This window comes from Arthrobacter sp. NPDC057013 (genome assembly GCF_042674585.1).
Classification (GTDB): Bacteria; Actinomycetota; Actinomycetes; order Actinomycetales; family Micrococcaceae; genus Arthrobacter.
In genome coordinates, this window is record NZ_JBHUSE010000001.1 from 406,464 (window position 1) to 430,529 (window position 24,066).

Sequence of the window (24,066 nt, forward strand, 5' to 3'; positions counted from 1 at the left end):
GGCCTGCCACACCTCCTTCGTGAAACAACTTTGCGGCGTGAAGGTGAGGCAGGGATGAGATGCAGATGAGAGTCTTCTCATGCGCCCGGCGGACGGGTTTTGGGCGTTGTTAAGAGCCGCTGCGTGGACGTGAAGGCCTAAATTGAGTGGCCTTCGGCGTCATCGGCGGCGCCTGCATCGCCGGGAGCCGGTGCGGCCGGCCCGGGCAGGCAAACGAGGCGGTAACCCACGCCGCGGACAGTCTGGATGCGGTCCTGGCCGAGCTTGTGCCGCAGGTACCGTACGTACACGTCCACCACGTTGGAGGAGCCCTCGAAGTGGTAGCCCCACACCCGGCTCAGCAGCTGCTCGCGGCTGAGGACTTTGCCGGCGTTCTCCATGAACGTGCGAGCCATGACGAACTCCCGCGCGGACAGGTCGATCACGCGGCCGCCTATCTCGGCCGTGCGCAGGTTCACGTCGAGCGACAGATCGCCGCAGACGAAGGTCGGGGCGGAGGTCACCGCCTGCGCGCCCCGCAGCCGGAGCTTGATGCGGGAGAGCAGTTCCTCGAACCGGAAGGGCTTGGTCATGTAGTCGTCCGCGCCGCCGTCGAGCGCCGCCACGGTGCTTTCGAGGCTGTCCGCTGCCGTCAGGATGATCACCGGAATCGTGGAGTGCATGTCACGGAGGTTCTTCAGCACGGTAAGGCCGTCCATGCGCGGCATGCCGATGTCCAGGATGAGGAGGTCGAACTCCCCGGACGTGGCGTAGTCCAGCGCCTTCACCCCGTCGGAGACCTGGGTGGTGGTGTAGCCGGCCGCCGTGAGGCCCTTGGCGAGGAACGCCGCGATGCGCGGCTCATCGTCGGCGATGAGGATCCGGGTCATGGCGCACCTCCCGCCCGGGTGGCCAGTTCAATGCCCGACGCCGGTGCCGCCGGCTTCGGTTTGCCGCCTGCGGCGCCCGTTCCCTTATGTCGCGGTCCCTTGGCGGCCGGGCTCTTAGCGGCCGCGCCATTGTCCGCGGGATCCCCCGTGCCGCTGCCGCTTCGGCCGGGTGTGTCCGCGGCGGCGGAATCATCCGTTTCAGCGCCCGCCTCCTTGCCGCCGGACGGGATCCGGAGCACGAAGCGGCTGCCCTTGCCCTCCTCCGACTCGAGCAGCACGGTGCCGCCATGCGCCTCGGCGATGGCCTTCACGATGGACAGCCCAAGGCCCGAACCCTCCGAGGCTGCCGAATTGCTGCCCTTGCCGAAGCGCTCGAAGATGCGCTCATGGTCGCCGGCCGGGATGCCGGTGCCGGTGTCCGACACCCAGATCTGCAGCTCCCGGGATGCCGGGCCTGCCAGCTCCCGCACGACCGCCGCCCGGCCGCCCTGGGGGGCGCCGTCGTCGTTCTCCACCCAGGCGCCGCCAACGGAGATCCGGTCCGACTCGGAAGTGTGCTTGACCGCGTTCGCGGCGAGCTGCTCCAGCGCCTGGGTGAGCCGGCGGCGGTCGGCGTGGATCAGGCCACCGGGCTTGGCTTCCAGGCGCCACTGGCGCTCACCGAGGACCCGGACGCGGTTCAGGACGTCCTCCAGGAGGTCGTCCGCCTCCACCCAGGCGGGAGTCACGAAGTCCGGCCGGCCGCTGCGGGCAAGGATCAGCAGGTCATCCACCAGCACCTGCATCCGGTCCAGCTCGTCCAGGAGCAGCATGCGGGTCTGGTCGACGTCCTCGGGATCGCCGGCGCGCAGCAGCTCCAGGTAGCCGCGGATGATCGTCATGGGGGTGCGCAGCTCGTGGCTGGCGTCGTGGACGAAGCGGCGCTGGTTGTCGAAGCCGGACTCCAGCCGCTCCAGCATGCGGTTAAAGTTCATGGCCAGCTGGGCGATGTCGTCAGTGCTGTCCGGCACCTCAACCCGCTTGGTCAGGTCCTCAAAAGTGGTGGCCTCCGTCGCCTCGCGGAGCCGCCGGACCGGCCGCAGCAGCCGCCCGGTAACCAGCCAGCCCACCAGGCCGGTAAGGACGAGCGTCGCCAGGGACGCCAGGGCGAAGGTCCACATCGAACCGAAAACCTCGGCACGCTGGGCACCGATCTCGCTCGAGGCAATCAGCAGTCCCTGCTCCTTGCTGCCGCCCGCCAGGGACACGGACGTAATGGCCAGGCGCACCTGCCGGCCGTCAATGTCAACGTCCCGCATCACGGTGCGGCCGGGGGAGCTCCAGTCCCAGACGTGGTCGATGACGGCGGCGGTCCTCAGATTGGTCGCCTGTGGTGCCTTGGGCAGGATGACATTGCCGCCGCGGACCATGGTCATCACGGACTCGTAGCCTCCGGGTGCACCATTGCGCAGATATGTCGTAAAGAGGTCGTGCAGCGAGGTGTAGGCGGCGCCTCCGTTGTTCGGCGAGCCACGGCTTGCCAGGTCCTCCAGGTTCGTACGCGGCACCTGCAGCTCCGCGTTGACGCGGTCGTTGAGGCTCTTGAACTGGGCCGCATGGGTGGCCGCACCGGCCACAAAGAGGCCCACGGCCATGAAGACGAGCAGCGTGGCCAGCAGCCGGAAGCGGACGGAGTGGACCTCCGTGCGCACTGCGCCGGCCGCGTTCATGGGATTACCCGGACTCTTTTGGTGTGTGACGTGCGTAACACGAGACACGCACGGGCCCGCGGCGCAGATTTTTTTTGAAATCCGGAGCGGCCGGCAAAGACGCTCATCGCCGAGTACTCGGAGTACTTGGTTGTACCCGGCCCGGCCATGGTCCGCCTCATTGGATCACCCATTTCATGCTGATTCGGCGGTCCTCCGGGGACGAGGATCGCAGTAGTACCGCGCTAACTGCGGTAATACGAATGTAGCCCCGGGTTCTTGGGAAAAACTTGGTGTTTCTGGACCCCGCTGCCGTCCTCCCGGCCGGTTTCAGGGGAGCCGCGGGCCGCCTCAACCGAGTGGTGGCGGGTCGATGCAAAAGCAACCAAGTAGTGCCGCCGTCGAAATTCGAGTACTCGCTACTCGTGCCCCTACTTGCCTGAATGACAAGTATGAATCCAAGCCATTCATGGGGAATGCAGTTCATGGGGATAGTAGGTGCAGACAAGATGGTACAGACGGTTGCAGAAGATACTCGTTGGTCCCGCAGAGGCAACGACGACGAGTACCTTCCAAACTCAATGGAAGACGCCGGTGGCACAACAACGAAGTTGTCCATCAACATCCTGGGTCCGCTCCGTGTCCGCCGCGGCGGCGCAGTGATCGGATCCCACGAGCTTGGCGGGCCCAAGCCCCGCCAGGTCCTTGAAATCCTGTTGCTCAAGCTGGGGACCCCGGTCTCCAAGAACCACCTGATCGATGTCTTGTGGAACGGCCAGCCGCCGGCTGAGGCCCTGTCCACCCTGGAAAGCTACGTCAGCGTGCTGCGCCGGCACCTCCAGCCCGGTAGCGGCAAGGGCGGCGCCCTCCGCACGGTCACAGGCGGCTACATGATCGACCGCAGCATGGTTGACCTTGACCTCGACCGCTTCGATGACCTGCTCAAGCAGGCCGGGCATGCCTCTCCCGAGGAATCCTTCCGGCTGCTCGAGAAGGCCCTCGACATCGCGTCGGTGCCGCTGCTCGGCGATGAGCTGCTGGCCGGCTGGGCCGAGGAGGAGCGTGGTCTTCACTCGGCACGCGTCGCCAGCATCAAGGCGCGTGCAGCCGAAGCCGCCGTCGCCGTCGGACACCCGGAGCGCGCGGTGGCCCTGGCCAGCGAACTGCTGGTGGATGATCCCATCAACGAGCGCGCCTGGACCGCCCTGGTCCTGGGCCTCGAGGAATCCGGGCAGTACATGGAAGCGCTGCGGGCCTACGGGCGCTGCCGCCGGGTCATGGACCAGGAGATCGGCTGCCTGCCCGGCCGTCCGCTGCGTGAAGCACACGCCCGGCTGTTGCAGGCAACGGCCGCCAGCGAGGATGAAATGGACCTTTCGGATTCTGACGATCCCATCCCGGCAACCTCACAGATCACCCGGGAAATCAGCATTCTGACCATCGACGACCACAGCACGTTCACCGAACTGCTGTCGGCAGCCCTGGACCGCGAGCCCGACCTGCGGAGCGTCGCCTCGGCCACCACCGCCAAGAGCGGCGTGGAGCAGAGCATCGCCCTCAAGCCCGACGTTGTGATCATGGACTTCCACCTGCCCGACGGCGACGGCCTCACCGCCGCTGCCCGGATTCTGGCCGACGCGCCGAACACCCGGATCGTCATGCTCACCGGTGACCCGACGCCGGAAGCGCTGCGGACCGCCGCCTCGATGGGCATCTGCGCCTTCCTGCCGAAGGGCGGATCGCTCTCCACCCTTTTGGACACCCTCCGCTACGCACGGGCCGGCAACATGGTGGTCCACCCTTCACTGGTGGCCCAGCTGGGCATGTCCACCCCCGCTCCGGCCCCCGCGGTCCGCGAAGTGGAACCGGGCGGCCCCGTCCTGACACCGCGCGAACTGGATGTGCTCCGGCTGATGGCCGGCGGCCACGGCTCGAAGGAAGTGGCCAGCAAGCTGGACATCTCCCTGAACACCTGCCGCGGCTACGTAAAGGCGATCTTCGCCAAGCTGGGAACCCACTCGCAGCTCGAATCGGTCATGGAAGCGTCACGGCGCGGCATGCTCGAGCAGCCGAGCCATGGCTAGGCCTCCGCTCCGCAAACCTGCCCTGTTCCGCCCGTTCGAATCGCCGGCCAACCACAATTCCGAGGTTTTCAAGGCCGTCCGGCGGTTCCTGCTGATGGGGCTGGTTGCCCTGGTGGTGGTCACCACCCCGGTGGCCTTCTGGATCTGGTCCGAGGCTGAACGCCACGCACTGGAGAACTCCAAGGAGGCCACGGACCATTTGGCCAACAACGTGGTGGGGCCGCTGCTGGACGAGGAAGTCCTGTCCGGCAACCCCACCGCCATTGACCGGCTCGATGACCGCCTCCGTCCCTGGATGGACGACACCTCAGTCTTTGAGATCCGGCTCTGGGACAAGAACGGCCGCATCGTCTACTCGGAAGACTCCAAGCTCATCGGCCACACCTTCCCGTTGCCGCACGAGGCACAGGAAGTCCTGGACGGCGGGGACGTCCCGGCCAACTTGGAAACGCAGAAGGACGAGGTCAACACGCCCAACGTCGAAAACGGCGAACTCGTGGAGGTCTACGTGCCCGTCACGGCCCCCGACGGGCAGAAGCTGGTTTTCGAGACCTATTACGACGACGACGGCGTCCGCCAGGAGCAGGCTGCTGTTCTGTTCGGCATGGCCCCGCCGTTCCTGCTCTCACTCGCCGTCCTGCAGCTGGCGCAGCTGTTCCCGGCCGTCCAGCTGGCCCGCCGGATCCAGGCCTACGAAGCAGGCCGGAGCCGGCTGCTCCGCCGGGCCATCGAGGCCTCCGAGCTGGAGCGGCAGCGTATCGCCCGGGATCTGCACGACGAAGTGATCCAGGAACTCTCGGGCCTGTCCTATGTCATGGAGTCTGAGGAACTGCACAGCCCCGTGGGCCAGCGGGCGCTGTTCTCCGACGCCCGGCGGATCCTGCAGGACAACGTCCGCAGCCTGCGGGCCATGACCAGCGAACTGTACCCGCCGGACCTTAACCGGCTTGGCCTCTCCGGGGCACTGACCAGGCTCGGCGACCCGCTCGAGGAGCGCGGGATCAGCCTGGAGCTCGACCTGCCGGAGCAGTGTGAGCTGGACCGGGACCGCGCTGCGCTGTTCTACAGGGTGGCCCGTGAGGCCCTCGCCAACACCGCCAAGCATTCCAGAGCAACCAAAGCTGAACTCCATCTCCAGCAGGACCGGGACCGTTCGGAGATCCGCATCCAGGATGACGGCTGCGGCTTCGACCAGAGCCAGGGGTCACCGGAAGGGCACTTCGGCCTGCGGATCATGCAGGACACCATCGGCGAGGCCGGCGGCACGCTCCAGGTGATGTCCGCTCCCGGTCGCGGGACCACCGTGATTGCACGCTTCGGGGTCGGCAGCGCCAAGGCTTCGGCGTCCATCGACCACCAGCCCGAACCGGTGGCCTCAGGCTAACGCCCGCCTGAGCCGCCCCACAGGCCGCCGGTCCCTCCAATGGCGTGGGGGCCGGCGCAGTTCTGTCCGCAGGTTTTCGGCTTGGCGGGTTGGCGGGCGCCGCGCCGGTACAGTGAATTCATGCCTTTCCCGTACCCGCCCCTCGAGGAGCTGCTCTCTTCCGCCCGGGTGGTGGTTCTGCCCATGCGGGTGAAGTTCCGCGGGATCCTGGAACGCGAAACGCTGCTCCTCCGCGGCCCGCTGGGATGGGGCGAGTTCGGCGCCTTCCCCGAGTACGGCGACGCCGAGGCGTCCCGCTGGCTCGTCGCGGCGATCGAAGCCGGCTGGCACGGTTTCCCGGAACCGCTGCGGACCAGCATCCCCGTCAACGCGACCGTGCCCGCCATCACGGCTGACCGGGTGCCGGAAATACTGGACCGGTTCGGCCGGGTGGACGCCGTCAAGGTAAAGGTGGCCGAACGCGGGCAGACGCTCGACGACGACGCCGCCCGGGTCGCCGCTGTCCGTGCCGCGCTTCCGGGTGCTGCCATCCGGGTGGACGCCAACGGCGGCTGGGACGTGCCGACCGCGGTGGTGGCGCTGACCCGGCTGGACGGCGTCGGGCTCGAATACGCTGAGCAGCCCGTGCCGGACATAGAGGGCCTGGCGGAGGTTCGCCGCCGGCTGCGTGCGGCGGGGGTGCCGGTGCTGATCGCGGCCGACGAAAGCGTCCGCAAGGAAGGGGATCCCCTCAAGGTGGCGCGGGCCGGCGCCGCCGATCTCCTCGTGGTGAAGGTGGCGCCGCTCGGGGGAGTCCGGCGGGCCCTGGAGCTGGTGGCGGAGTCGGGGATGCCCGCCGTCGTGAGTTCGGCCCTCGATACTTCGGTGGGGATCCGGGCCGGGCTTGCGCTCGCCGCCGCGCTGCCGGAACTGCCGTATGCCTGCGGGCTGGGAACGGTGTCGCTCCTCTCCGCGGACGTGATTGGGACGCCCCTGGTGGCCGACGACGGCGCCATCACCTTGCGCGATGCCGTCGCCGACGAGGGGCTGCTTGAGCAGTATGCCGCCCCGGCCGAGCGCCGGGATTGGTGGCTCGCCCGGCTCGGCCGCGCCTACGCTCACCTCCCCGCCCGCGTCTAGACCCGTCCCAAAAACGCTCTTTCACCTCCTGCGGGTTTTCCCCCGACGCTCTCCCACCTCCTGCGGGTTTTCCCCCGACGCTCTCTCACCTCCTGCGGGTTTTCCCCCGACGCTCTCTCACCTCCTGCGGGTTTTCCCTCGACGCTGTCTCACCAGGACCCGAGTTCACCGGATTTTCATCTGAGTGTCGGCTTCCGGTTGGCTTTCACTGGAAGGGTGGCGGTGTCGCATCTAAACCCTTGGAAGGTCTCTCTCCCATGTCTGAAATCTCCGGACGCAAGTTCGCCCTGCTACCCATGCTCGGGCACACCAAAGGCAAGCGCAGCCCCATCACCTGTGCCCTCAAGTGCGACAACGCCTGCGCGGGCGACGTCTGCAACACGAGCTCGAACAGCTACTTCCGCGACATCGCCTCCACCACCCTGTCCCGCCGCGCCGCTCTGGGCTTCGGCGCCGCCGGTGCCCTCGCCGTCGTACTTGGCGGTACCGTAACGTCCGGCGAGAAGGCCGTCGCCGACGGCGGAACGGGACTGGCCCCCGCCGCGAAGAACGGCTTTGCCCCGGGTGCGTCCAAGCTGCAGTTCACCGCCATCCCCGCTGTTGCGTCCGACGTCGACGCCCTGACCGTGCCGGCAGGCTTCACCTGGCAGCCCGTGATCCGCTGGGGCGACCCGATCTTCAACGATGCCCCGGCGTTTGAGCTGGGCAACCAGACCGCCGCTGCCCAGGAGCGGCAGTTCGGCTACAACAATGACTACTCGGACATCCTTGAGATCCCCGGCAGCAAGGGCCGCCGCGCGCTGCTGTTCGCGAACCACGAATACACGAACGAGAACATCATGTTCCCGGCCAGCATGCCCGCCGAACAGATGCGCGCGGTGGGCGCGGCTGCCCACGGCCTGACCGTCGTCGAGCTGGAGCGCAAGAACAAGAACAAGCCGTGGAGCTACGTCAAGGGCGCGCAGCTAAACCGCCGCTACCTGAACAGCACCCGCTACGAGCTGACCGGCCCCGTTGCAGGCTCGGGCCTGGTCAAGACCGTGGCCGACCCCGAGGGCCGCTGGATCAACGGCACGCTGGGCAACTGCTCCGGCGGAACCACCCCGTGGGGCACCGTCCTCTCGGGCGAGGAAAACTTCAACGGCTACTTTGTTGCTCCGGGCACGTCCGCCTCGGACAAGCGCTACGGCCTGACCAACAAAGCCACGGCGCGCCAGTGGGAGCTGGATGACCCCCGCTTCAACGCCAACAACGCCGGCTACGAAAACGAAACCAACCGCTTCGGCTGGATTGTGGAGGTGGACCCCTTCGACCCGACGTCCACACCGAAGAAGCACTCTTCCCTGGGCCGCTTCAAGCACGAGGGCGCCAACGTGATCTTGGCCAAGTCCGGCCATGTGGTTGCCTACATGGGCGACGACGAGCGCTTCGACTACCTCTATAAGTTCGTTTCCAAGGCCAAGTACCGCGAGGGCGACCGCAAGCACAACATGACGCTCCTGTCCGAGGGCGACCTGTACGTTGCCAAGTTCACCGGCAACGCCCCAGCAGCGGAGATCGACGGCAAGGGCTCCGTTCCGTCCGACGGCTCCTTCGACGGCACCGGCGAATGGCTGCCGCTGGTGGTCGGCGGCAAGTCCATGGTTGTCGGAATGTCCCTCGAGGAAGTTCTCGTGTACACACGACTGGCTGCGGACAAGGTGGGCCCCACCAAGATGGACCGCTGCGAGGATGTTCAGCCGAGCCTGCACACGGGCAAGGTCTACGTCGCGTGCACCAACAACTCGGACCGCGGCAAGCCGGGCAAGGAAGGCGCCACCGAGGTCAACCCGCGCACCGAGAACCGCGACGGGCACATCGTGGAAATCACGGAGACCGGCGACCAGACCTCCACCAGGTTCACCTGGAACCTGCTGATGGTCTGCGGCGATCCTTCCACCGGCGACGTGACCTACTTCTCCGGCTTCCCGGCAGACCAGGTTTCGCCGATTTCCTGCCCGGACAACCTGGCCTTCGACTCCGTGGGCAACCTCTGGATCTCCACGGACGGCGCCCCGTCCGGGATCGGCAAGGCCGACGGTCTGTTCAAGGTCACCCTGGCTGGCCCCGAGCGCGGCCGCGTGGAGCAGTTCCTCGCCGTGCCCCGCGACGCCGAAACCTGCGGACCGATCGTTCACGACACCGAGCGCAGCGTTTTCGTCTCTGTGCAGCACCCGGGCGAGGAGGGCACCTTCGAGGCGCCGCACTCCTACTTCCCGGACTATGTTGCCGCCGGCGCGACACCCCGTCCCGGCCAGGTCCGGGCTCCCCGCCCGGCCGTGGTCCAGGTGTTCCCTTCGTAGGACCTAGCAGCAGTACGCTCCAGCAGATCCTGCACGTTCTGGGCCAACGCTCGCTCACTTTCTTTGGGAGAGTGAGCGAGCGTTTGGCGTTTGGCGGCAGGATCTGACGGAGCGTTTGGCGTTAAGCGACGGGATCTGATGACGCGTTGGGCGGAAGCGGCAGAAGGACGTGAGGGAGCGCGTGGGCTTGGCGGGGGAGAGGGTTCTGTGACGCTTGACACGTGTTAGGTCGATCACCTACAGTTCCTAACACGTGTTAGGAAGGGAATGATCATGACCGGAGCCACAAACGGGCACCTGCGGGAAATCACTCGCCGAACAGCCCTCGGTGCCCTCGGCGCGGGAATCATCGGAGCGACAGCGGCATCGTGGCCGCGGCTCACGGGGACCGATATTCCGGGCCGCGGGGACAACAGCCTCAGCATCGCTATTATGGGCACCGCCGCGGACGCCGCCGCCCGGCAGCGCGCCATCGACGCCTTTACCCGGCTTCACCCCGAGATCAGGGTCAAGGTCCAGGCAATCCAGGCCGTGGACTGGAAGGACTTCTTCACCAAAATCCTCACCATGGTGGCCGCAGGGACGCCGCCGGACGTGGTCTACGTGGCCACCGAGGGAGCCCAGCTGTTCGCCGATAAGCTCGCCCATCCGCTGGACGAGTTCGTGCGCCGCGACGCCGCGGACATGCGGGAGTTCTTCGACGACGTCCACCCCAGCCTGGTCGAGGCCTTCATGTATAAGGGCAGCCTGTACCAACTCCCCATGGACTGGAACGCGGCCAACATGTACTACAACACCACCGCCTTCGCCCAGGCCGGGCTGGAGCGGCCGGCGGACGACTGGACCCACGTGGACTTCCGCAACAGCCTGGCGGCCATGCGGAAGGCGCGCACCTCGGACTTCACCCCCTATTACTGGACCAACCGGCTCTTCGGCGGAGTGGTGCCGTGGCTCTACGCCAATGACACCAGCTTCCTGAAGGAGACCCGGTCCGCCGGCGGGGAATGGCTCTGGGACGGCTTCTACGCCAAGGATCCTTCCCGCAGCCTCCGCTCGGGCGGGTACCAGTGGCTGGAGCCCAATGCCGACGACGACCGCGTCTTTGAGTCTTTCGACTACCTTCGCGGGCTGGTCAAGGACGGGCTCGGGGTCCGGCCGGAGGAAGGCGGCGGCAGTTCCCTCGTCGGCCTGTTCGCCTCCAACCGGATCGGCACCACCCCGGCCGGCGGCTACTGGGTGCAGGGCCTGCACGAGGCCGGGATGGGCGCCAACGATTTCGACGTCCAGTTCTTCCCGCGCTGGAAGACCCAGCGCCACCAGTTCGGCACCGCCGGCTACGCCATCATGAAGACCGCCAGGGACAAGGACGCGGCCTGGGAATGGATCAAGTTCAGTGCCAGCCGCGAGGCGATGGAGCTGATCTTCCCCAACCCCATTACGACGCCGGCCCGGCGATCCATGGTCAACGAACGGCTTTACGCCGGCAAGGGACCGGCCCACTGGAAGGTCTTCTACGACACCCTGGACAGGTTCCCCACCACCGGCCCGATCCCCGCACCGCCGCAGCAGGCCGCCGTCGAAACGGCCCTGATGAAGAACGTCTCGCTTGCTGTCAGCGGCGACGAGCAGCAGCTTAAGCAGGCCCTCGGCTCCATGCAACGCGACCTTGAACTGGCCCTGAGGAGGCAGTCATGAGCACCACCACACCGCCGCGGCAGCGGCCGAACCAGGCCACCCGGCGGGGCAGGCCAGGCGCCGCGCCCGCTGCGCCGGCAAGCGCGGCCACCGGCAGAAACAGCCAGCGCTGGCTGCCGTGGATCTTCCTGGCGCCCACCATCCTCGGCATGGGACTGTTCACTCTGGTCCCGATCGTGGCTTCCGTGGTTCTGGCGTTCTTCCGGTGGGACATTATTTCGGCGCCGACGTTCGTGGGCTTCGACAACTTCTCGGAGGTGGCCCAGGATCCCACCGTCCGGGTGTCCTTCCTGAACACCATCGTTTTCGTTGTGGTGGCCGTGGCCCTCCAGCTGGGCCTCGCCCTGGCACTGGCAGTCATGGTGCAGGAGAAGATGCCGGCCTGGCTCCGGGTGTTTTTCCGCTCGGCCTTCTTCTTCCCGCTGATCCTGTCAGCGGCCTCCGTCTCCATCTTCATGCGGTACCTCTTCAACGAACAGTTCGGTGTGGTCAACTGGTTCCTGGGGCTTGTGGGCATTCCCGCGGTGCCGTGGCTGACCACACCGGGAGGGTCGGCCGCCGTCGTCGTCCTGGTGTACGTGTGGCAGAACTTCGGGTTCTCCTTCCTGCTGTTCATCGGCGGCCTGGCCTCCATTCCGGTGGAGACCTACGAGGCGGCGTCCATCGACGGCGCCACCGGCTGGCGCAAGCACCTGCACGTCACGCTGCCCCTGCTGAGCCCCACCACGCTGGTGGCTTCGGTGATGGCCATCATCAACGCCCTGCAGGTGTTCGACCAGCCGTACGTGCTGACCCGCGGCGGCCCCGGCGATTCCACCCGCACCGCCGTCATGGTGATCTTCGAATCGGCATTCCAGCGTCTCGAATTTGGCCAGGCGTCGGCCATCGGCGTGCTGCTCACCCTGATCATCATGGCCATCACGGCCGCGCAGTTCCGGCTCAGCAAACGATTCGTCTTCTACCAGTAAGGCCAGCCATGACAACCTCAACAGACCACGTCCTGGCCGCCGGGCACTCCCCGAAGCTGTCGCAGGGCCTCCCCGAAACATCGCCCGGCCGGCGCAGGTTCAGCTGGAACTTCGCGCTGCGCATCGTCCTGCTATTGATTGCCGCCGCACTGACGCTGGGCCCGGTGCTGTGGACCCTGTCCACGTCGCTGCGGTCGCCGTCGGAATCCTTCAAGCTGCCGCCGTCGTTCATTCCGTGGGACCCCGACTTCACGTCCTACGGTGAAGTGTTCCAGAAACTGAATATCTTCCTGCTGGTGCTCAACAGCGCCCTGGTGACCGGGCTGATAGCGGTGGGCCAGATGATCTCCGCAGCGCTGGCGGGCTACGCGTTCGCGCACCTCAAATTCCGCGGCCGCGGAGCGCTGTTCTCGATTGTGCTGGCCACCATGATGGTGCCGGTGCAGGTCACGATCGTCCCGGTCTTCATGCTGATCCGCGGCATGGGCCTCTCGGACACGCTGCTGGCGCTGATCCTGCCGGCCATTCCGACAGCGTTCGGCACCTTCCTGATGCGCCAGTACTTCATGGGGCTGCCGGCCGAGCTGGCGGAAGCCGCCTCGATCGACGGCGCCTCCCCGTGGCGGACGTTCCGTTCCATTTATGCTCCGCTGGCGATGCCGGGCATGGCGATCGTCGGAATCCTCGCGTTCAACTACCACTGGAACGAATTCTTCCGCCCGCTGATCCTCACGATTTCCGAACAGAACTTCACTCTCCCGCTGGGGCTTGTGTCGCTCCAGGGCAACCTGGGCACCGGCAGCATCTCCGTGGTGCTGGCGGGCGTGGTCCTGTCCATGATTCCGGCGTTGGTGGTCTTCATGTTCGGCCAGCGCGCGCTCCAGGACGGCCTCACCGCCGGCACCGGAAAATAACCTACTCACCGAAAGGCCCACCATGCCCTCCCCGGACCTCGCCGCCGTCCGCTTCGAAGACGTCGCCGCCGCCCACACCGACCCCGCCTTCCCGCGCTTCCATCCCCGCCCGGCGCAGGGCTGGATCAACGATCCCAACGGCATCAGCTTCATCAACGGCCGGTACCACGTGTTCTTCCAGTACAACCCGGACTCGGCCCGGCACCACAGCATCGCCTGGGGCCACGTGAGCTCAGCCGACCTGGTGCGCTGGGAGGAACACCCCGTGGCGCTGCGGCCCCAGCCGGGCGGTCCGGACGAGTACGGTTGCTGGACCGGTGTTGTAACGGAAGACGGCGGTGTTCCCACCGCGGCGTACTCCGGCGTCCGCGGGGACGGTGGGCACTCACAGGTGGTCATCGCCCGTGGGTCGGAGGACCTGGTCAGCTGGGAGCAGACCGGCCACGTGGCGGCTTCCATGCCAGGGGGGCAGGTCACCGCGGTGCGCGACCCGTTCATCTTCCGGTTCAACGGCAAGCGGTACGCGATGCAGGGCGCAGGCCTCGCCAACGGCCACGCCGCATTGCTGCTGTACACGGTGGAGGACATGTCCGATTGGAAGTACCAGGGCATCTGGCTCACTTCGGAAAACCCGGTGGCCGCCGAATTCACGGCAGCCGAGATCTGGGAGTGCCCGCAGCTGGTGCGGGTGCCGGATGATGCCTCCGCCGGGACTGATTCCGGGACTTGGCTGATGATGTTCTCGCTCTGGCTCTCCGGTGACGCGCACGAGCACGCCAACGGCGTGGGCCACCTGATCGGGTCGCTGGCCGAGGACGCGGCCACCGGCCTGCCGGTTTTCACTCCGCGCAGCGGTGGGAAGTCCGATCTTGGCCGCGACTTCTATGCGCCGCAGATTGTTGCCCTGGAGGACCGGGCGCTGCTCTGGGGCTGGGCCAACGAAGGCCCGGGCCGCGACGGTCGCCGGGGGCGCAGCCAGGACGAAACCGACGCCGCTGGCTGGGCCGGGGTCCTGACCTTCCCGCGCGAAGTCTCAGTAGTGGACGGGGTGCTCGCTGTCAGCCCCGCCCCCGAGATCGCAGCGTACCGCGGTGCGCCGGTCGCCCGCGCGGCCCGGGGCGCCGTTGTAGTACCTCCCTTCGCCGAAGCCTTGGTGACGGGAGGTTCGTCCGGCGGGGACACCGCCGTCGAACTCCTGCTCGTCGGGAACGGCAGCAGCCAGACGGTGTTCCGCGGGACCGTTGAGCCGGGGGAGAAGCTGCGGATCTTCGTGGATGCCTCGCTGGTGGAGGTTTACCGGCCAGGTTCGGTGTGCACGACCCTCCGCGCCTACCCGGCGGCGGGGGAGGAATGGGAGCTGCACCTTCCAGCCGGCGCGGTGGCGGATGTCTGGACGCTGGAGCAGCCGCCGGTCCAGGGCTGACGGCGCCGGGCCTGACCTGGCTGTCCGGGCCAGCCCCGCGTGTCGGGGTAGGCACCCCGGCCTCCCGCAGCCCGGCCTCCCGCAGCCCGGAGGTATGCCGGGAGGTATGCCCGGCCGGGAATTAGCGCCCGGCCGGGACGGGCCCGGTGGAGTCACGGATCACCAGCCGGCAGGGAACGGTGGCCTCGGCGCTGGTACCGGCAGGCTCAGCGTCTGCGGCGTTGCCGCCGTCGTCCGTCTTGCCCGGGGCCGCTTCCACCTCGGCGAGCAGTGCTGTCATGGCGGCGGCGCCCATCTCCCGGAGCGGGAGGGCCATAGTGGTGAGGGCCGGGACCATGGTCTGGGCCACACGGAATTCGTCGTCATAGCCCATGACGGATACATCCTGCGGGACGTTCATGCCGAGCCGGTAGCAGGCGAGGACGACGCCGATGGCGAGGCGGTCGTTGGCGCACAGGATCGCCGTGGGCCGCATGGTCGGCTCGACGCCGTCGAGGAATTTCATGGCGCCGTGGAATCCGGCGTCGATGTCCCAGCCCACCTGGAGGATCCGGTCCTCATTAACCGACATGCCTGCCGCGCCAAAGGCCTCACGGTAGCCCTCGATGCGGCGCGGAGCCGCGGGCGTCAGGGAGTCGCCGGCGAGGAACGCAATGTCCCGATGGCCGAGTGCCATGACGTGCTCGGCAGCTTCCCGGCCGCCCCTGACCTCGTCCGGGATGACGGCGGGGAGGCGCGAGTCGGGGCGGTCATCGAAGCAGTTGGCCAGGATCGACGGAACGCGGGCCATGTTGGGCGGCACGTGCAGGGGACGCAGACCGACGGTGACGTACATCAGACCGTCCACCTGCCGGTCGAGCAGGGTTTCGACGGCGCTCGCGTCCCGGGATTCGTCCAGTTCCGTGTCCATCACCACGGTGACAAACCCGTGCGACCGGGCAACGGCGTCCGCCCCCGCGATGATGTTGCCGTCGAACGGGCTGGTGACCACCTGGTCCGATACGATCCCGATGATCCGCGACTGCTGGTTCCGAAGGCTGAGGGCAATCTTGTTGGGTGAGTAGTTGAGCGCCGCGGCGGCTTCCCGGATGCGCTGCTGGCTTTCGACGGCGACGTTGCCGTCACCCCGCCCGTTGAGCACCAGCGACACGGCGCTGCGGGAGACACCCGCCAGCTTGGCGACGTCCAATGCGGTGGCCTTGCGGTTCATGGGATGATCCTCGCGGTGGAAAATGCTTTGTTGTGCTGTAGTCTACCTAACTCGTGTGAGACGGCTGCGGTGCTGGCCAGGGCGCCTCGACATGAGCCCGCGTATAGGTTGGTGGCAGACTGGTTCGGTGACTTCCTCTGAACCGGCCGAGCCTTCCGCCTCCTTGATCGGAGCCCCTGCCAACCCTGAACCCGCGCTGACGTCCATGGCGTCGGCACGGATTGCCGTCGCTTCGCTGCTCGACGGCGGCGTCCGGTACGTCGTGGTGGCCCCGGGCTCGCGGTCAGCGCCCATGGCTTACGCCCTGGCCGAGGCCTCGGCGGCGGGGAAGGTCGAGCTGCTGGTCCGGATCGATGAGCGTTCGGCCGGTTTCACCGCACTAGGCCTGGCCCTGGCCACGGGCGCGCCGGTAGCCGTGCTGACGACCTCGGGGACCGCCGTCGGGAATCTCCTGCCCGCTGTGATGGAGGCCAACCACGCCGCCGTCCCGCTGGTGGTCCTCTCGGCCGACCGGCCCGAGGAACTGCGCGGAACCGGCGCGAACCAGACCACCATCCAGCTAGACCTCTTCGGTGAGCACGTCCGCTTCGCCGTCGACGTTCCCGCAGGCGGGAGCCCGCAGCGCGCGGTGGAAACCTCGCTCGCCGCCGCCACCGGGGCCTTCGAGGACACGCCGCCGGGCCCGGTCCAGCTCAACCTCGCCTTCCGCGACCCGCTCGTGCCCGAACAAGGGGAGCGGCTGCCCGAGGAGCGCGGCCACGGGACCTTCCGGATTGGCACCGAACCGCTAACCATGACCCTCGACCCCGCCCCGGCCGGCCTTCCCGAACGGCGCACCGTGGTGCTCGCCGGGCACGACGCCGGTCCGGTGGCCGAAGCCTTCGCCCGCGCCCATGGACTGCCGCTGTTGGCCGAGCCGTCGTCCAACTCACGCTTCGGGCCCAACGCAGTGGGGCCGTACCGCCTGCTGCTGGAGCATTTCGGCCCGGACTCGGCGCTGCCCATCGAGCGTGCCGTGGTGTTCGGCCGGCCCACGCTGTCCCGCCCGGTGTCCGCGCTGCTGGCCCGGACGGACATCCCCGCAGTCCTCTATGAACCGGTGCCGGTGGCCTGGTACGAGCCGGGCCGGCGCCGGGAAACGCCCGTCGCCAGCCTGGCCGAGCTCGCGAATTTCGCCGGCCGGGGCCCCTCCGCCTGGCTCGACGCGTGGCTGCTCGCGGGCGCCGCGGCCCAGCATGCCGTCGACGGCATACTCGCCACTGAAGAGGCCACAACCGGTCCGGCCGTCGGCGCCTTGGTCTGGCAGTACGCACGCGGCCAGTTGGTCCTCGGCTCGTCCAACGGCATCCGCGACGTCGACCTCGCCGGCCAGCCCGCACCGGAGCCGGCCGCCACGGTCTTTGCCAGCCGGGGCCTTGCCGGCATCGACGGCACCATTTCCACCGCCACCGGCATCGCCCTCGGCGGCCACCAGCAGACCACCCTCCTGCTCGGCGACGTCACCTTCCTGCACGACGCCGGGGGCCTCTTCCTCGGCGCCGGGGAGGAACAGCCGCGGCTGCGCATGGTCGTGCTCAACGACGCCGGCGGCGCCATTTTCAGCCTGCTGGAACACGGCGCGGTGGCGGAAGCGGGCGGCTACGGGGACGCCGTCGAACGCCTCTTCGGCACCCCGCACTCAGTGGACATTGCGGCACTCGCCGCGGCGTACGGCGTCGGACACTGCTCGGTGAGTACGACGGCGGGACTCGCCGAGGCGCTTGCCGCACCGTTCACCGGGCGCACCATCATTGAGGTGCGCACCGACCGGCATGAACTCCGCGCCCTGCACGGCAGGATCAAGGCCGCGGTGAGGTCGGCCGTAGCGGGAGTGCTCGAGGGCTAGACCCCCGCGACGCGCATCCGGTTATGGGACGCGGAACCTGCCCCGGGACGCGCGTCCGGTTGTGGGACGCGGACATTTGGCTGTCCCACGGCCTGATCGCAGTCCCCAGGCCGACTCCGTGTCCTCAGCCGCCTGTTGGACGGACCATGCAGCATTCCGGAACCGTGTCGCGACACTGAATCCGAGTCCTCATGCACTTTGGACCTTTGCCCACTTAGCAGCAATTATGCACATAGGCGCGTACAGCGCTTCAGCGAGCCTGGCCGCTATGGAATTGTCGCAGCATGACGACGCTTCCCCGGCTGATTCTGGCGAAGAACATGACTCGGATCGGAGCCAACCCTCGCCCGCTGTCTGCTGACGCGAGGTCGGGGAAACTTGTGCGCATCCGTCAGGGCGTCTATGTTGATGCGGCGGCGTGGAACGGGTTGCGAGGGCCGGAGCGATACCGGCTGCGGATTGAGGCAGCCGCTGAAACCTGTGTGGCTCCGACAATTTTCTCCCATCACTCGGCTGCCTCGGCCTGGGGTGTGCCCACCATTCAGCGGGGCCAGCCGGTTCACGCGCTGACCACCTTCCGTGGAGGCGGCAGATCCCGGGCCGGCGTGCGGCGCCATCTGGCTGATCCCGAAAAGATCGATGCTGAGGAACTGGACGGGCTCCTCGTAACCTCCCGCATCACCACTGTGCTGGACCTCGCTGCCTTCGTCCCGTTCGCCGAGGCGCTGGTGCCGTTGGACCACGTGCTCAGGCCGGACGCCACGCGTGGCCTTCCAGCCCTCAGCAAGGAGCAGTTGCTCGCGGCGCTGCCGGACAGATACGTCCCAGCGGTGGAACGGCGCGTCCGGATCGCAATCGAATTCGCCGACGCACAGGCAGAATCGGCAGGTGAGTCTTACAGCCGTGGCCTCATTCACGCGGCCGGGTTTGCTCAGCCGGTACTGCAGTATGAAGTGCGGAACTCGACAGGGCGTGTGGGCTACTCGGACTTTTATTGGGAGGGTAGCCGAACGGTCGGCGAATTCGACGGCATCGCTAAGTACCAGAAGCCCGAATATCTCAAGGGGCGCACGCCTGGACAGGTTGTTGTCGATGAGAAGCTGCGGGAGGATCGAATCCGTGCCACCGGCCGAAGTGTTGTCCGATGGGTGTGGGCTGACCTTTGGGCGCCCGGTGAACTCGAAGGGAAACTCTCGGCAGCGGGGGTGCCGCGCCGTCGTCGTTCCGCGCCGGGACACGCAAATGGTGCCGGGGTACAGAAAAGGCCCGGGGACACTCGGAAATGAGCGTCCCCGGACCGATTGCGCATCGCAGCAGCGATAGCGCGTCGAACCGTTAGAGAACCCGGCTCAGGAACTCCTTGGTGCGGGCATGCTGCGGGTTGGCGATGATCTCGCGGGGATCACCTGTCTCCACCACCACGCCGCCGTCCATGAACGTCAGGCTGTCGCCCACTTCCCGGGCAAAACCGATTTCGTGGGTCACCACAATCATGGTCATGCCGGACTTCGCGAGGTCTTTCATGACGTTCAGGACATCGCCCACGAGCTCCGGGTCCAGGGCTGACGTGGGCTCGTCGAAGAGCATCAACTCGGGCTCCATGGCGAGGGCCCGGGCGATGGCGACGCGCTGCTGCTGTCCGCCGGAAAGCTGCGACGGATAATGGTCCGCTCGGTCCGCAAGACCCACGCGGTCCAGCAGTTCCAGGGCCTTCTTCCTGGCGGCCTCGCGCGGCTGGCGCTTCACCTGGACCGGAGCCTCCATGACATTCATGAGGGCGGTCTTGTGCGGGAACAGGTTGAACCGCTGGAAGACCATGCCGATTTCACGGCGCTGCGCGGCGATCTCCTTGGTCTTGAGGTCGTGCAGCCGGCCGTTCACCTCGCGGTAGCCGATCAGCTGGTCGCCTACCGAGATCCGTCCGGCGCTGATGCTTTCCAGCAGGTTCACGCACCGCAGCATGGTGGACTTGCCCGACCCGGACGGACCGATGACAACTGCCACCTCGCCCTGGTTGACGGTCAGGTCGATCCCGCGCAGAACATGGTGATGCCCGTAGTACTTGTGCAGGCCCTCGATTCGGACCAGCGTCTTTTGGGCGGTGATCGTCATTTTGCGCTCTCCTCGGGGAAGTCCATCTTCAGGGCCGGTTCCGCCTCGGCGCTCGGAGCACCGGCAGCGGCGGCCCTCGCTGCCGCAGGATTCACGACAGCCGGTACCCGGTTGTCCACGCCCTTGCCGTAGTAGGCCTCGATGTAGTGCTGGCCCACCATCAGCAGGCTGGTGATGACGAGGTACCAGATGGCTGCAACGATCAGCAGCGGCACCGGGAGGTAGGTCCGGTTGGCCAGGTTGTTCGTCGCGAAGGTCAAATCCAGCGTGAACGGAACCGCCAGAACCAGCGAGGTGGTCTTGAGCATGCCGATGGTTTCATTGCCTGTCGGGGGGACAATGACACGCATCGCCTGGGGGAGGATGATCCGCCACATGATCTTGGTCTTGGCCATGCCCAGCGCCTCAGCCGCTTCCATCTGGCCGCGGTCCACGGACTTCAGCCCGGCACGGAAGATCTCGGCAAGGTACGCCGATTCGTTCAGGCCAAGCCCCAGGATTGCAGCGATCAGCGGGTTGATGACCGTGCTGGTGTCCACGCTGAACAGCTCCGGCCCGAACGGAACCCCTGCCGCAATCTTCGGGTAAAGGACCGATACCAGGCCCCAGAAGATCAACTGCGTGTACACAGGAGTGCCGCGGAAGAACCACACCCAAGCCCAGCTGGACCAGCGGAACACCGGATTATCGGATTGACGCATGAACGCCAGCAGGATCGCCAGGACGATGGCGAGGACCATCGAGGCCACCGTCAGCAGCAGCGTCCACCCCACGCCCTGGACCACCTTGACGTCCAGGATGTAGGTAGCCACGATGTCCCACCGGAAGTTCGGGTTGGTCACCAGGCTCTGCGCGAATACCGCCAGCACACCGAGGATGACGACCGCGCTGATCCAGCGGCCCGGGTGCCGAACCGGTACTGAATCATTCAGAACCGGTGCGGTTTTGTGATGGTCGTCCATCTGTACACCTGATTTGTGGTCGGTGACGGCACGGCTCAAGAGCTGACCGCCGGGTTGACTTCGGACTTGGTGATGGCGCCTTCGCCATTCCCCCAGCCATCAAGGATCTTCTTGTACGAGCCGTCAGCTATGAGCTTGGTGAGGGTCTTCTGGATCACCTCGGCCAGGGCCTTGTCCGACTTGGCAACCGCGATTCCCTGCGGGGCTGAGTCGTAGACGGCGCCGAGCTTCTCCAGCTGGCCGTTGGTCTGCGTCAGGGCATAGCCGATGATGGGGGAGTCCGCTGCCATGGCGTCGATGCTGCCGTTGACCAAGCGGGTGGTGACATCGGTCTGGTTCTTCAGCGTGACGATGTTAATGGGCTGCTTGCCGTCAGCCGTGCACTTCTTGTTGCGGCCAGAAAGGTCGGGATCCTCCTGGACGGTGCCGGTCTGGACGCCGACGGACTTGCCGCAGACGTCGTCAAGGGAGAAGCCCTTCGGGTTGCCCTTCTTCACGGCCCAAGCGGTACCGGCGTTGAAGTAGCTGACCATGTTGACCGCGCCGAGGCGTTCCTTGTTGATGGTGAACGAGGAGATGCCGAGGTCGTACTTCGGGCCCAGCGCGGGCAGGATGCCGGTGAATTCGGACGTCTGCACCTGTACCTTCAGGCCCAGGGTGGCTCCGATGGCCTTGGCGATGTCGACGTCGTAGCCCACAGGGGTCTGGCCGTCCGTCCCGATGAATTCGGCCGGCGCATAGCTGGTGTCCGACCCAACAGTAAGAGTGCCCTTGGACTTGATCGCGGCGGGCACCGAGGCAGCCAGTGCGTCATCCTTCTGGATGGTCGACGGGTCGAAGCTCGCGGCGGCGCTGCCAGACGGCGACGCTGCACCGCCCGGGGCGGCGGATTCCGAGGCGTTGGTGCAGGCTGAAAGCGCCAGCGCGCCAATGGCGAGAACCGTAGCTGCCTTGAGCCTTGAATTGCCCACGAGCGAACGGGAGATCTGCATATTCTTACCTTTTGTTGCGGGGGAGGGATGCGGAACTAGCGGGTTATAGTGTAGCGCTCATCGAGAGATGTACGTCACAGGTAACTTAGTTTCACTATTGGATAACTGATTGGCGCCCGAAAGCAAGGGCTTTTGTTGAGGGGTGTCCGGTATATGAGACAAGCCTACCCGGTGCGGATCAGCTGCTGATCCCCAGCGACTCCAGCATCGGCCGGAACTTGGCCCACGTCTCCGCGAGCTCCGCTTCGGGCTGCGAGCCCTCGACAATTCCGCAGCCGGCATATAGCCGGACGGTGGTGGGCGACTCGATGACGGCGCCGCGCAGGGCAATTCCCCACTCGCCGTTGCCGGCGGCGTCGAGCCAGCCGACCGGCCCGGCGTACGGCCCCCGGTCGAGATGCTCGAGCTTCCGGATCAGCGCCCCCGCCACCTGCGTGGGCGTCCCGCACACGGCGGCGGTGGGGTGCAGCGCGTTGATCAGCGCCAGGCAGGTGGGGACGTGGCCCTCCACCTCGGTGAGCTCGGCCTTGACGTCGGATGCGAGGTGCCACACGTTGGGCAGTTCCAGGATGAACGGCTCGTCGTGGGCATTCATCGCCTCGGAGAAAGGCGCAAGCTGGGTGGTCAGTGACTGGATGGCGATCTCGTGCTCGTGCCGCTGCTTCTCCGATCCGGCCAGGACCCGCTCGGCGTAGTCCAGCGGCAGCCCCGCCTCGCCCACGGCGTCCCGCCGGTCCAGTGTTCCGGCGAGCACCCGCGCCTGGGCGGTCCGGCCCTCAACCTGGATGAGCATTTCCGGTGTCGCCCCCACGAGGCCGTCCACGCCATAGGTCCAGCATTCCCGGTACCGAACGGCCAGCTGCCGCAGCACCTCTGCAGCGTTCACGCCCCCCGGAACCGTGGCCACGATATCCCGGGCCAGGACCAGTTTCTCCAGTTTCCCGGTGCGGATCTCGGCGACGCCGGCAGTGACAGCATTCATCCAGTCCTCTTCGCCAAGGGAACCGGTTTTGAGCGTGGCGGCGTCCGGGTTTACGACGGCGGCAGCGAGATCCGTCGTCGGCCTACCGTCAGGGGAGCCGACGGCGGCAGCCGGGTCAGACTCCAGCCACCCCTTCAGGGCGGCCAACGCGCCCGCCTCGGTGAGTTCGCCGTCGTCGGCCGTTATCTGGGTGAGCCAGGCCCGGCCGTCCCTGACGCCGACCACGATCTCCGGCACGATCAGGCGGGATTCATGCTCCGAAGCCTTGGAGAAGGCGAAGGACCCGAACGCCACCGGGCCGGTGCCGGGGCACTCCACATGGTCGGTGATGTCCGCCTCGATGACCAGGTGCCGCCACCAGATGTCCGCCTCGAGGAACCGCTCGGGCCCCGTGGCCGTGAAGCGCGCAGCCTCACCGAAGCCCACCAGTCCGGCCTCGCGCCGGGTCCAGCACAGAACGTCATCGCGGACCAGATACGACGGCAGTCCCTCGGGAGCCGAATCTCCATCCAAAGGGACTGTCAGGGTGCGGAGCGTGCTGGTCATGATGGGTCAACAGTACTCTGTCGGTACTTAAAGGTACTTAGCTGCAGCCCACCACGCCCGGCGGCGGCCGTGTCACGAAGCCTGCTGAACTTTTGAGACAATGTCAGGGTGAACCGAGCATCCTTGGATAAGCGTCCGGACGAAGTAGCCACGATGTTTGACGACGTCGCACCCAAATACGACGTCGTCAACGATGTCCTCTCGATGGGACAGACCCGCCGGTGGCGCAAGGTTGTGGTTGATGCCATGGATGTCCGGGCCGGCCAGCGGGTGCTGGACCTGGCCGCCGGAACGGGAACTTCCAGTGAGCCATATGCCGATGCGGGCATAAACGTGGTGGCCTGCGACTTCTCCCTCGGCATGCTCAAGGTGGGCAAGCGCCGCCGCCCCGACATCGACTTCATCGCCGGGGACGCCACCAACCTGCCCTTCGCCGACAACACCTTCGACGCCAGCACCATCTCCTTTGGCCTGCGCAATGTCAACGAGCCCAAGAAGGCCCTGGCCGAGATGCTCCGGGTGACCAAGCCGGGCGGCAAGCTGGTCATCGCCGAGTTCTCCCAGCCGGTCGTTCCGCTGTGGCGCACCATGTACACCGAGTACCTCATGCGCGCGCTGCCGGCCATCGCCACCAAGGTGTCCTCCAACCCTGACGCGTACGTCTACTTGGCCGAGTCCATCCGCGCCTGGCCGGACCAGGACCACCTCGCCGCATGGCTGCAGGACTCCGGCTGGCAGGACGTCACTTACCGCAACCTGAGCGGCGGCATCGTGGCCGTCCACCGCGCCCACAAGCCGATGACCGGCAGCGGCTCGGCGGAAGCCATCGCCGCCCACACAGGCCCGGTGGCCAAGCTGCGCCGCAATCTCCCGCGGACCGCCCGCTGACAT

General features: G+C 67.0%; 18 protein-coding genes. 11 read left to right on the top strand and 7 right to left on the bottom strand.

The features are described from left to right. Positions 1-137 precede the first annotated feature (137 nt). Positions 138-869 carry a response regulator transcription factor gene (locus ACFTSA_RS01915; RefSeq protein ID WP_377949149.1) on the bottom strand — a complete coding sequence of 244 codons (732 nt, stop codon included), beginning with the start codon at positions 867-869 and terminating at the stop codon, positions 138-140. Beyond that, complete coding sequence (locus ACFTSA_RS01920; protein ID WP_377949152.1) at positions 866-2,578, bottom strand: ATP-binding protein; 1,713 nt, start codon at positions 2,576-2,578, stop codon at positions 866-868. Before ACFTSA_RS01920 ends, ACFTSA_RS01915 begins: the two co-directional genes overlap by 4 nt. Positions 2,579-3,138: 560 nt before the next feature. Here ACFTSA_RS01920 and ACFTSA_RS01925 point away from each other — a divergent pair. The 8 genes from ACFTSA_RS01925 to ACFTSA_RS01960 all read left to right on the top strand — a co-directional run bounded on the left by ACFTSA_RS01925 (position 3,139) and on the right by ACFTSA_RS01960 (position 14,486). Continuing rightward, the gene (locus ACFTSA_RS01925) at positions 3,139-4,641 is read left to right on the top strand and encodes a BTAD domain-containing putative transcriptional regulator (RefSeq protein ID WP_377949155.1); all 1,503 of its coding nucleotides are present in this window, start codon (positions 3,139-3,141) and stop codon (positions 4,639-4,641) included. After that, positions 4,634-6,025 carry a sensor histidine kinase gene (locus ACFTSA_RS01930; protein ID WP_377949157.1) on the top strand — a complete coding sequence of 464 codons (1,392 nt, stop codon included), beginning with the start codon at positions 4,634-4,636 and terminating at the stop codon, positions 6,023-6,025. The genes ACFTSA_RS01925 and ACFTSA_RS01930 overlap by 8 nt, the downstream gene beginning before the upstream one ends. Positions 6,026-6,145: 120 nt before the next feature. Then, positions 6,146-7,144: an o-succinylbenzoate synthase gene (locus ACFTSA_RS01935; RefSeq protein ID WP_377949159.1), complete on the top strand. Its 999-nt coding sequence runs from the start codon at positions 6,146-6,148 to the stop codon at positions 7,142-7,144. A gap of 257 nt (positions 7,145-7,401) precedes the next feature. Then, a complete protein-coding gene (locus tag ACFTSA_RS01940) occupies positions 7,402-9,486 on the top strand; it encodes a PhoX family protein (RefSeq protein ID WP_377949161.1) in 2,085 nt (694 codons plus the stop codon). A 273-nt stretch (positions 9,487-9,759) separates the two neighbouring features. Continuing rightward, a complete protein-coding gene (locus ACFTSA_RS01945) occupies positions 9,760-11,181 on the top strand; it encodes an extracellular solute-binding protein (RefSeq protein ID WP_377949164.1) in 1,422 nt (473 codons plus the stop codon). Continuing rightward, a complete protein-coding gene (locus tag ACFTSA_RS01950) occupies positions 11,178-12,149 on the top strand; it encodes a carbohydrate ABC transporter permease (RefSeq protein ID WP_377949166.1) in 972 nt (323 codons plus the stop codon). Before ACFTSA_RS01945 ends, ACFTSA_RS01950 begins: the two co-directional genes overlap by 4 nt. Before the next feature lie 8 nt (positions 12,150-12,157). Further along, complete coding sequence (locus ACFTSA_RS01955) at positions 12,158-13,063, top strand: carbohydrate ABC transporter permease (protein ID WP_377949168.1); 906 nt, start codon at positions 12,158-12,160, stop codon at positions 13,061-13,063. A gap of 22 nt (positions 13,064-13,085) precedes the next feature. Then, entirely contained in the window at positions 13,086-14,486 is a 1,401-nt protein-coding gene (locus ACFTSA_RS01960) for a glycoside hydrolase family 32 protein (protein ID WP_377949171.1), read from the top strand. 121 nt (positions 14,487-14,607) lie between these two features. Here the strand turns inward: ACFTSA_RS01960 and ACFTSA_RS01965 are convergent, their stop codons facing one another. Further along, positions 14,608-15,696 carry a LacI family DNA-binding transcriptional regulator gene (locus ACFTSA_RS01965; protein ID WP_377949172.1) on the bottom strand — a complete coding sequence of 363 codons (1,089 nt, stop codon included), beginning with the start codon at positions 15,694-15,696 and terminating at the stop codon, positions 14,608-14,610. Between the two features lie 205 nt (positions 15,697-15,901). Here ACFTSA_RS01965 and menD point away from each other — a divergent pair, with 205 nt between their 5' ends. Together menD and ACFTSA_RS01975 are read left to right on the top strand one after the other, a co-directional pair. Continuing rightward, on the top strand, positions 15,902-17,581 hold the full coding sequence (gene menD, locus ACFTSA_RS01970; RefSeq protein ID WP_377949809.1) for a 2-succinyl-5-enolpyruvyl-6-hydroxy-3-cyclohexene-1-carboxylic-acid synthase: 1,680 nt from the start codon (positions 15,902-15,904) through the stop codon (positions 17,579-17,581). A gap of 284 nt (positions 17,582-17,865) precedes the next feature. After that, on the top strand, positions 17,866-18,867 hold the full coding sequence (locus ACFTSA_RS01975; RefSeq protein WP_377949175.1) for a hypothetical protein: 1,002 nt from the start codon (positions 17,866-17,868) through the stop codon (positions 18,865-18,867). Positions 18,868-18,916: 49 nt separating this feature from the next. Here the strand turns inward: ACFTSA_RS01975 and ACFTSA_RS01980 are convergent, their stop codons facing one another. The 4 genes from ACFTSA_RS01980 to ACFTSA_RS01995 form a co-directional block, all read right to left on the bottom strand. Beyond that, entirely contained in the window at positions 18,917-19,693 is a 777-nt protein-coding gene (locus ACFTSA_RS01980) for an amino acid ABC transporter ATP-binding protein (RefSeq protein ID WP_377949177.1), read from the bottom strand. Next, the gene (locus ACFTSA_RS01985) at positions 19,690-20,655 is read right to left on the bottom strand and encodes an amino acid ABC transporter permease (RefSeq protein WP_377949179.1); all 966 of its coding nucleotides are present in this window, start codon (positions 20,653-20,655) and stop codon (positions 19,690-19,692) included. Before ACFTSA_RS01985 ends, ACFTSA_RS01980 begins: the two co-directional genes overlap by 4 nt. Before the next feature lie 35 nt (positions 20,656-20,690). Further along, positions 20,691-21,647, bottom strand: a complete 957-nt coding sequence (locus ACFTSA_RS01990; RefSeq protein WP_377949182.1) for an ABC transporter substrate-binding protein — start codon at positions 21,645-21,647, stop codon at positions 20,691-20,693. A gap of 178 nt (positions 21,648-21,825) precedes the next feature. Further along, positions 21,826-23,175: an isochorismate synthase MenF gene (locus ACFTSA_RS01995; RefSeq protein ID WP_377949184.1), complete on the bottom strand. Its 1,350-nt coding sequence runs from the start codon at positions 23,173-23,175 to the stop codon at positions 21,826-21,828. A gap of 108 nt (positions 23,176-23,283) precedes the next feature. On the opposite strand from ACFTSA_RS01995, the gene ACFTSA_RS02000 reads away from it, so the two are divergent. Further along, positions 23,284-24,063, top strand: coding sequence for a demethylmenaquinone methyltransferase (locus ACFTSA_RS02000; protein WP_377949186.1), 780 nt, complete (start codon positions 23,284-23,286; stop codon positions 24,061-24,063). The last annotated feature ends 3 nt before the right edge of the window (positions 24,064-24,066 follow it).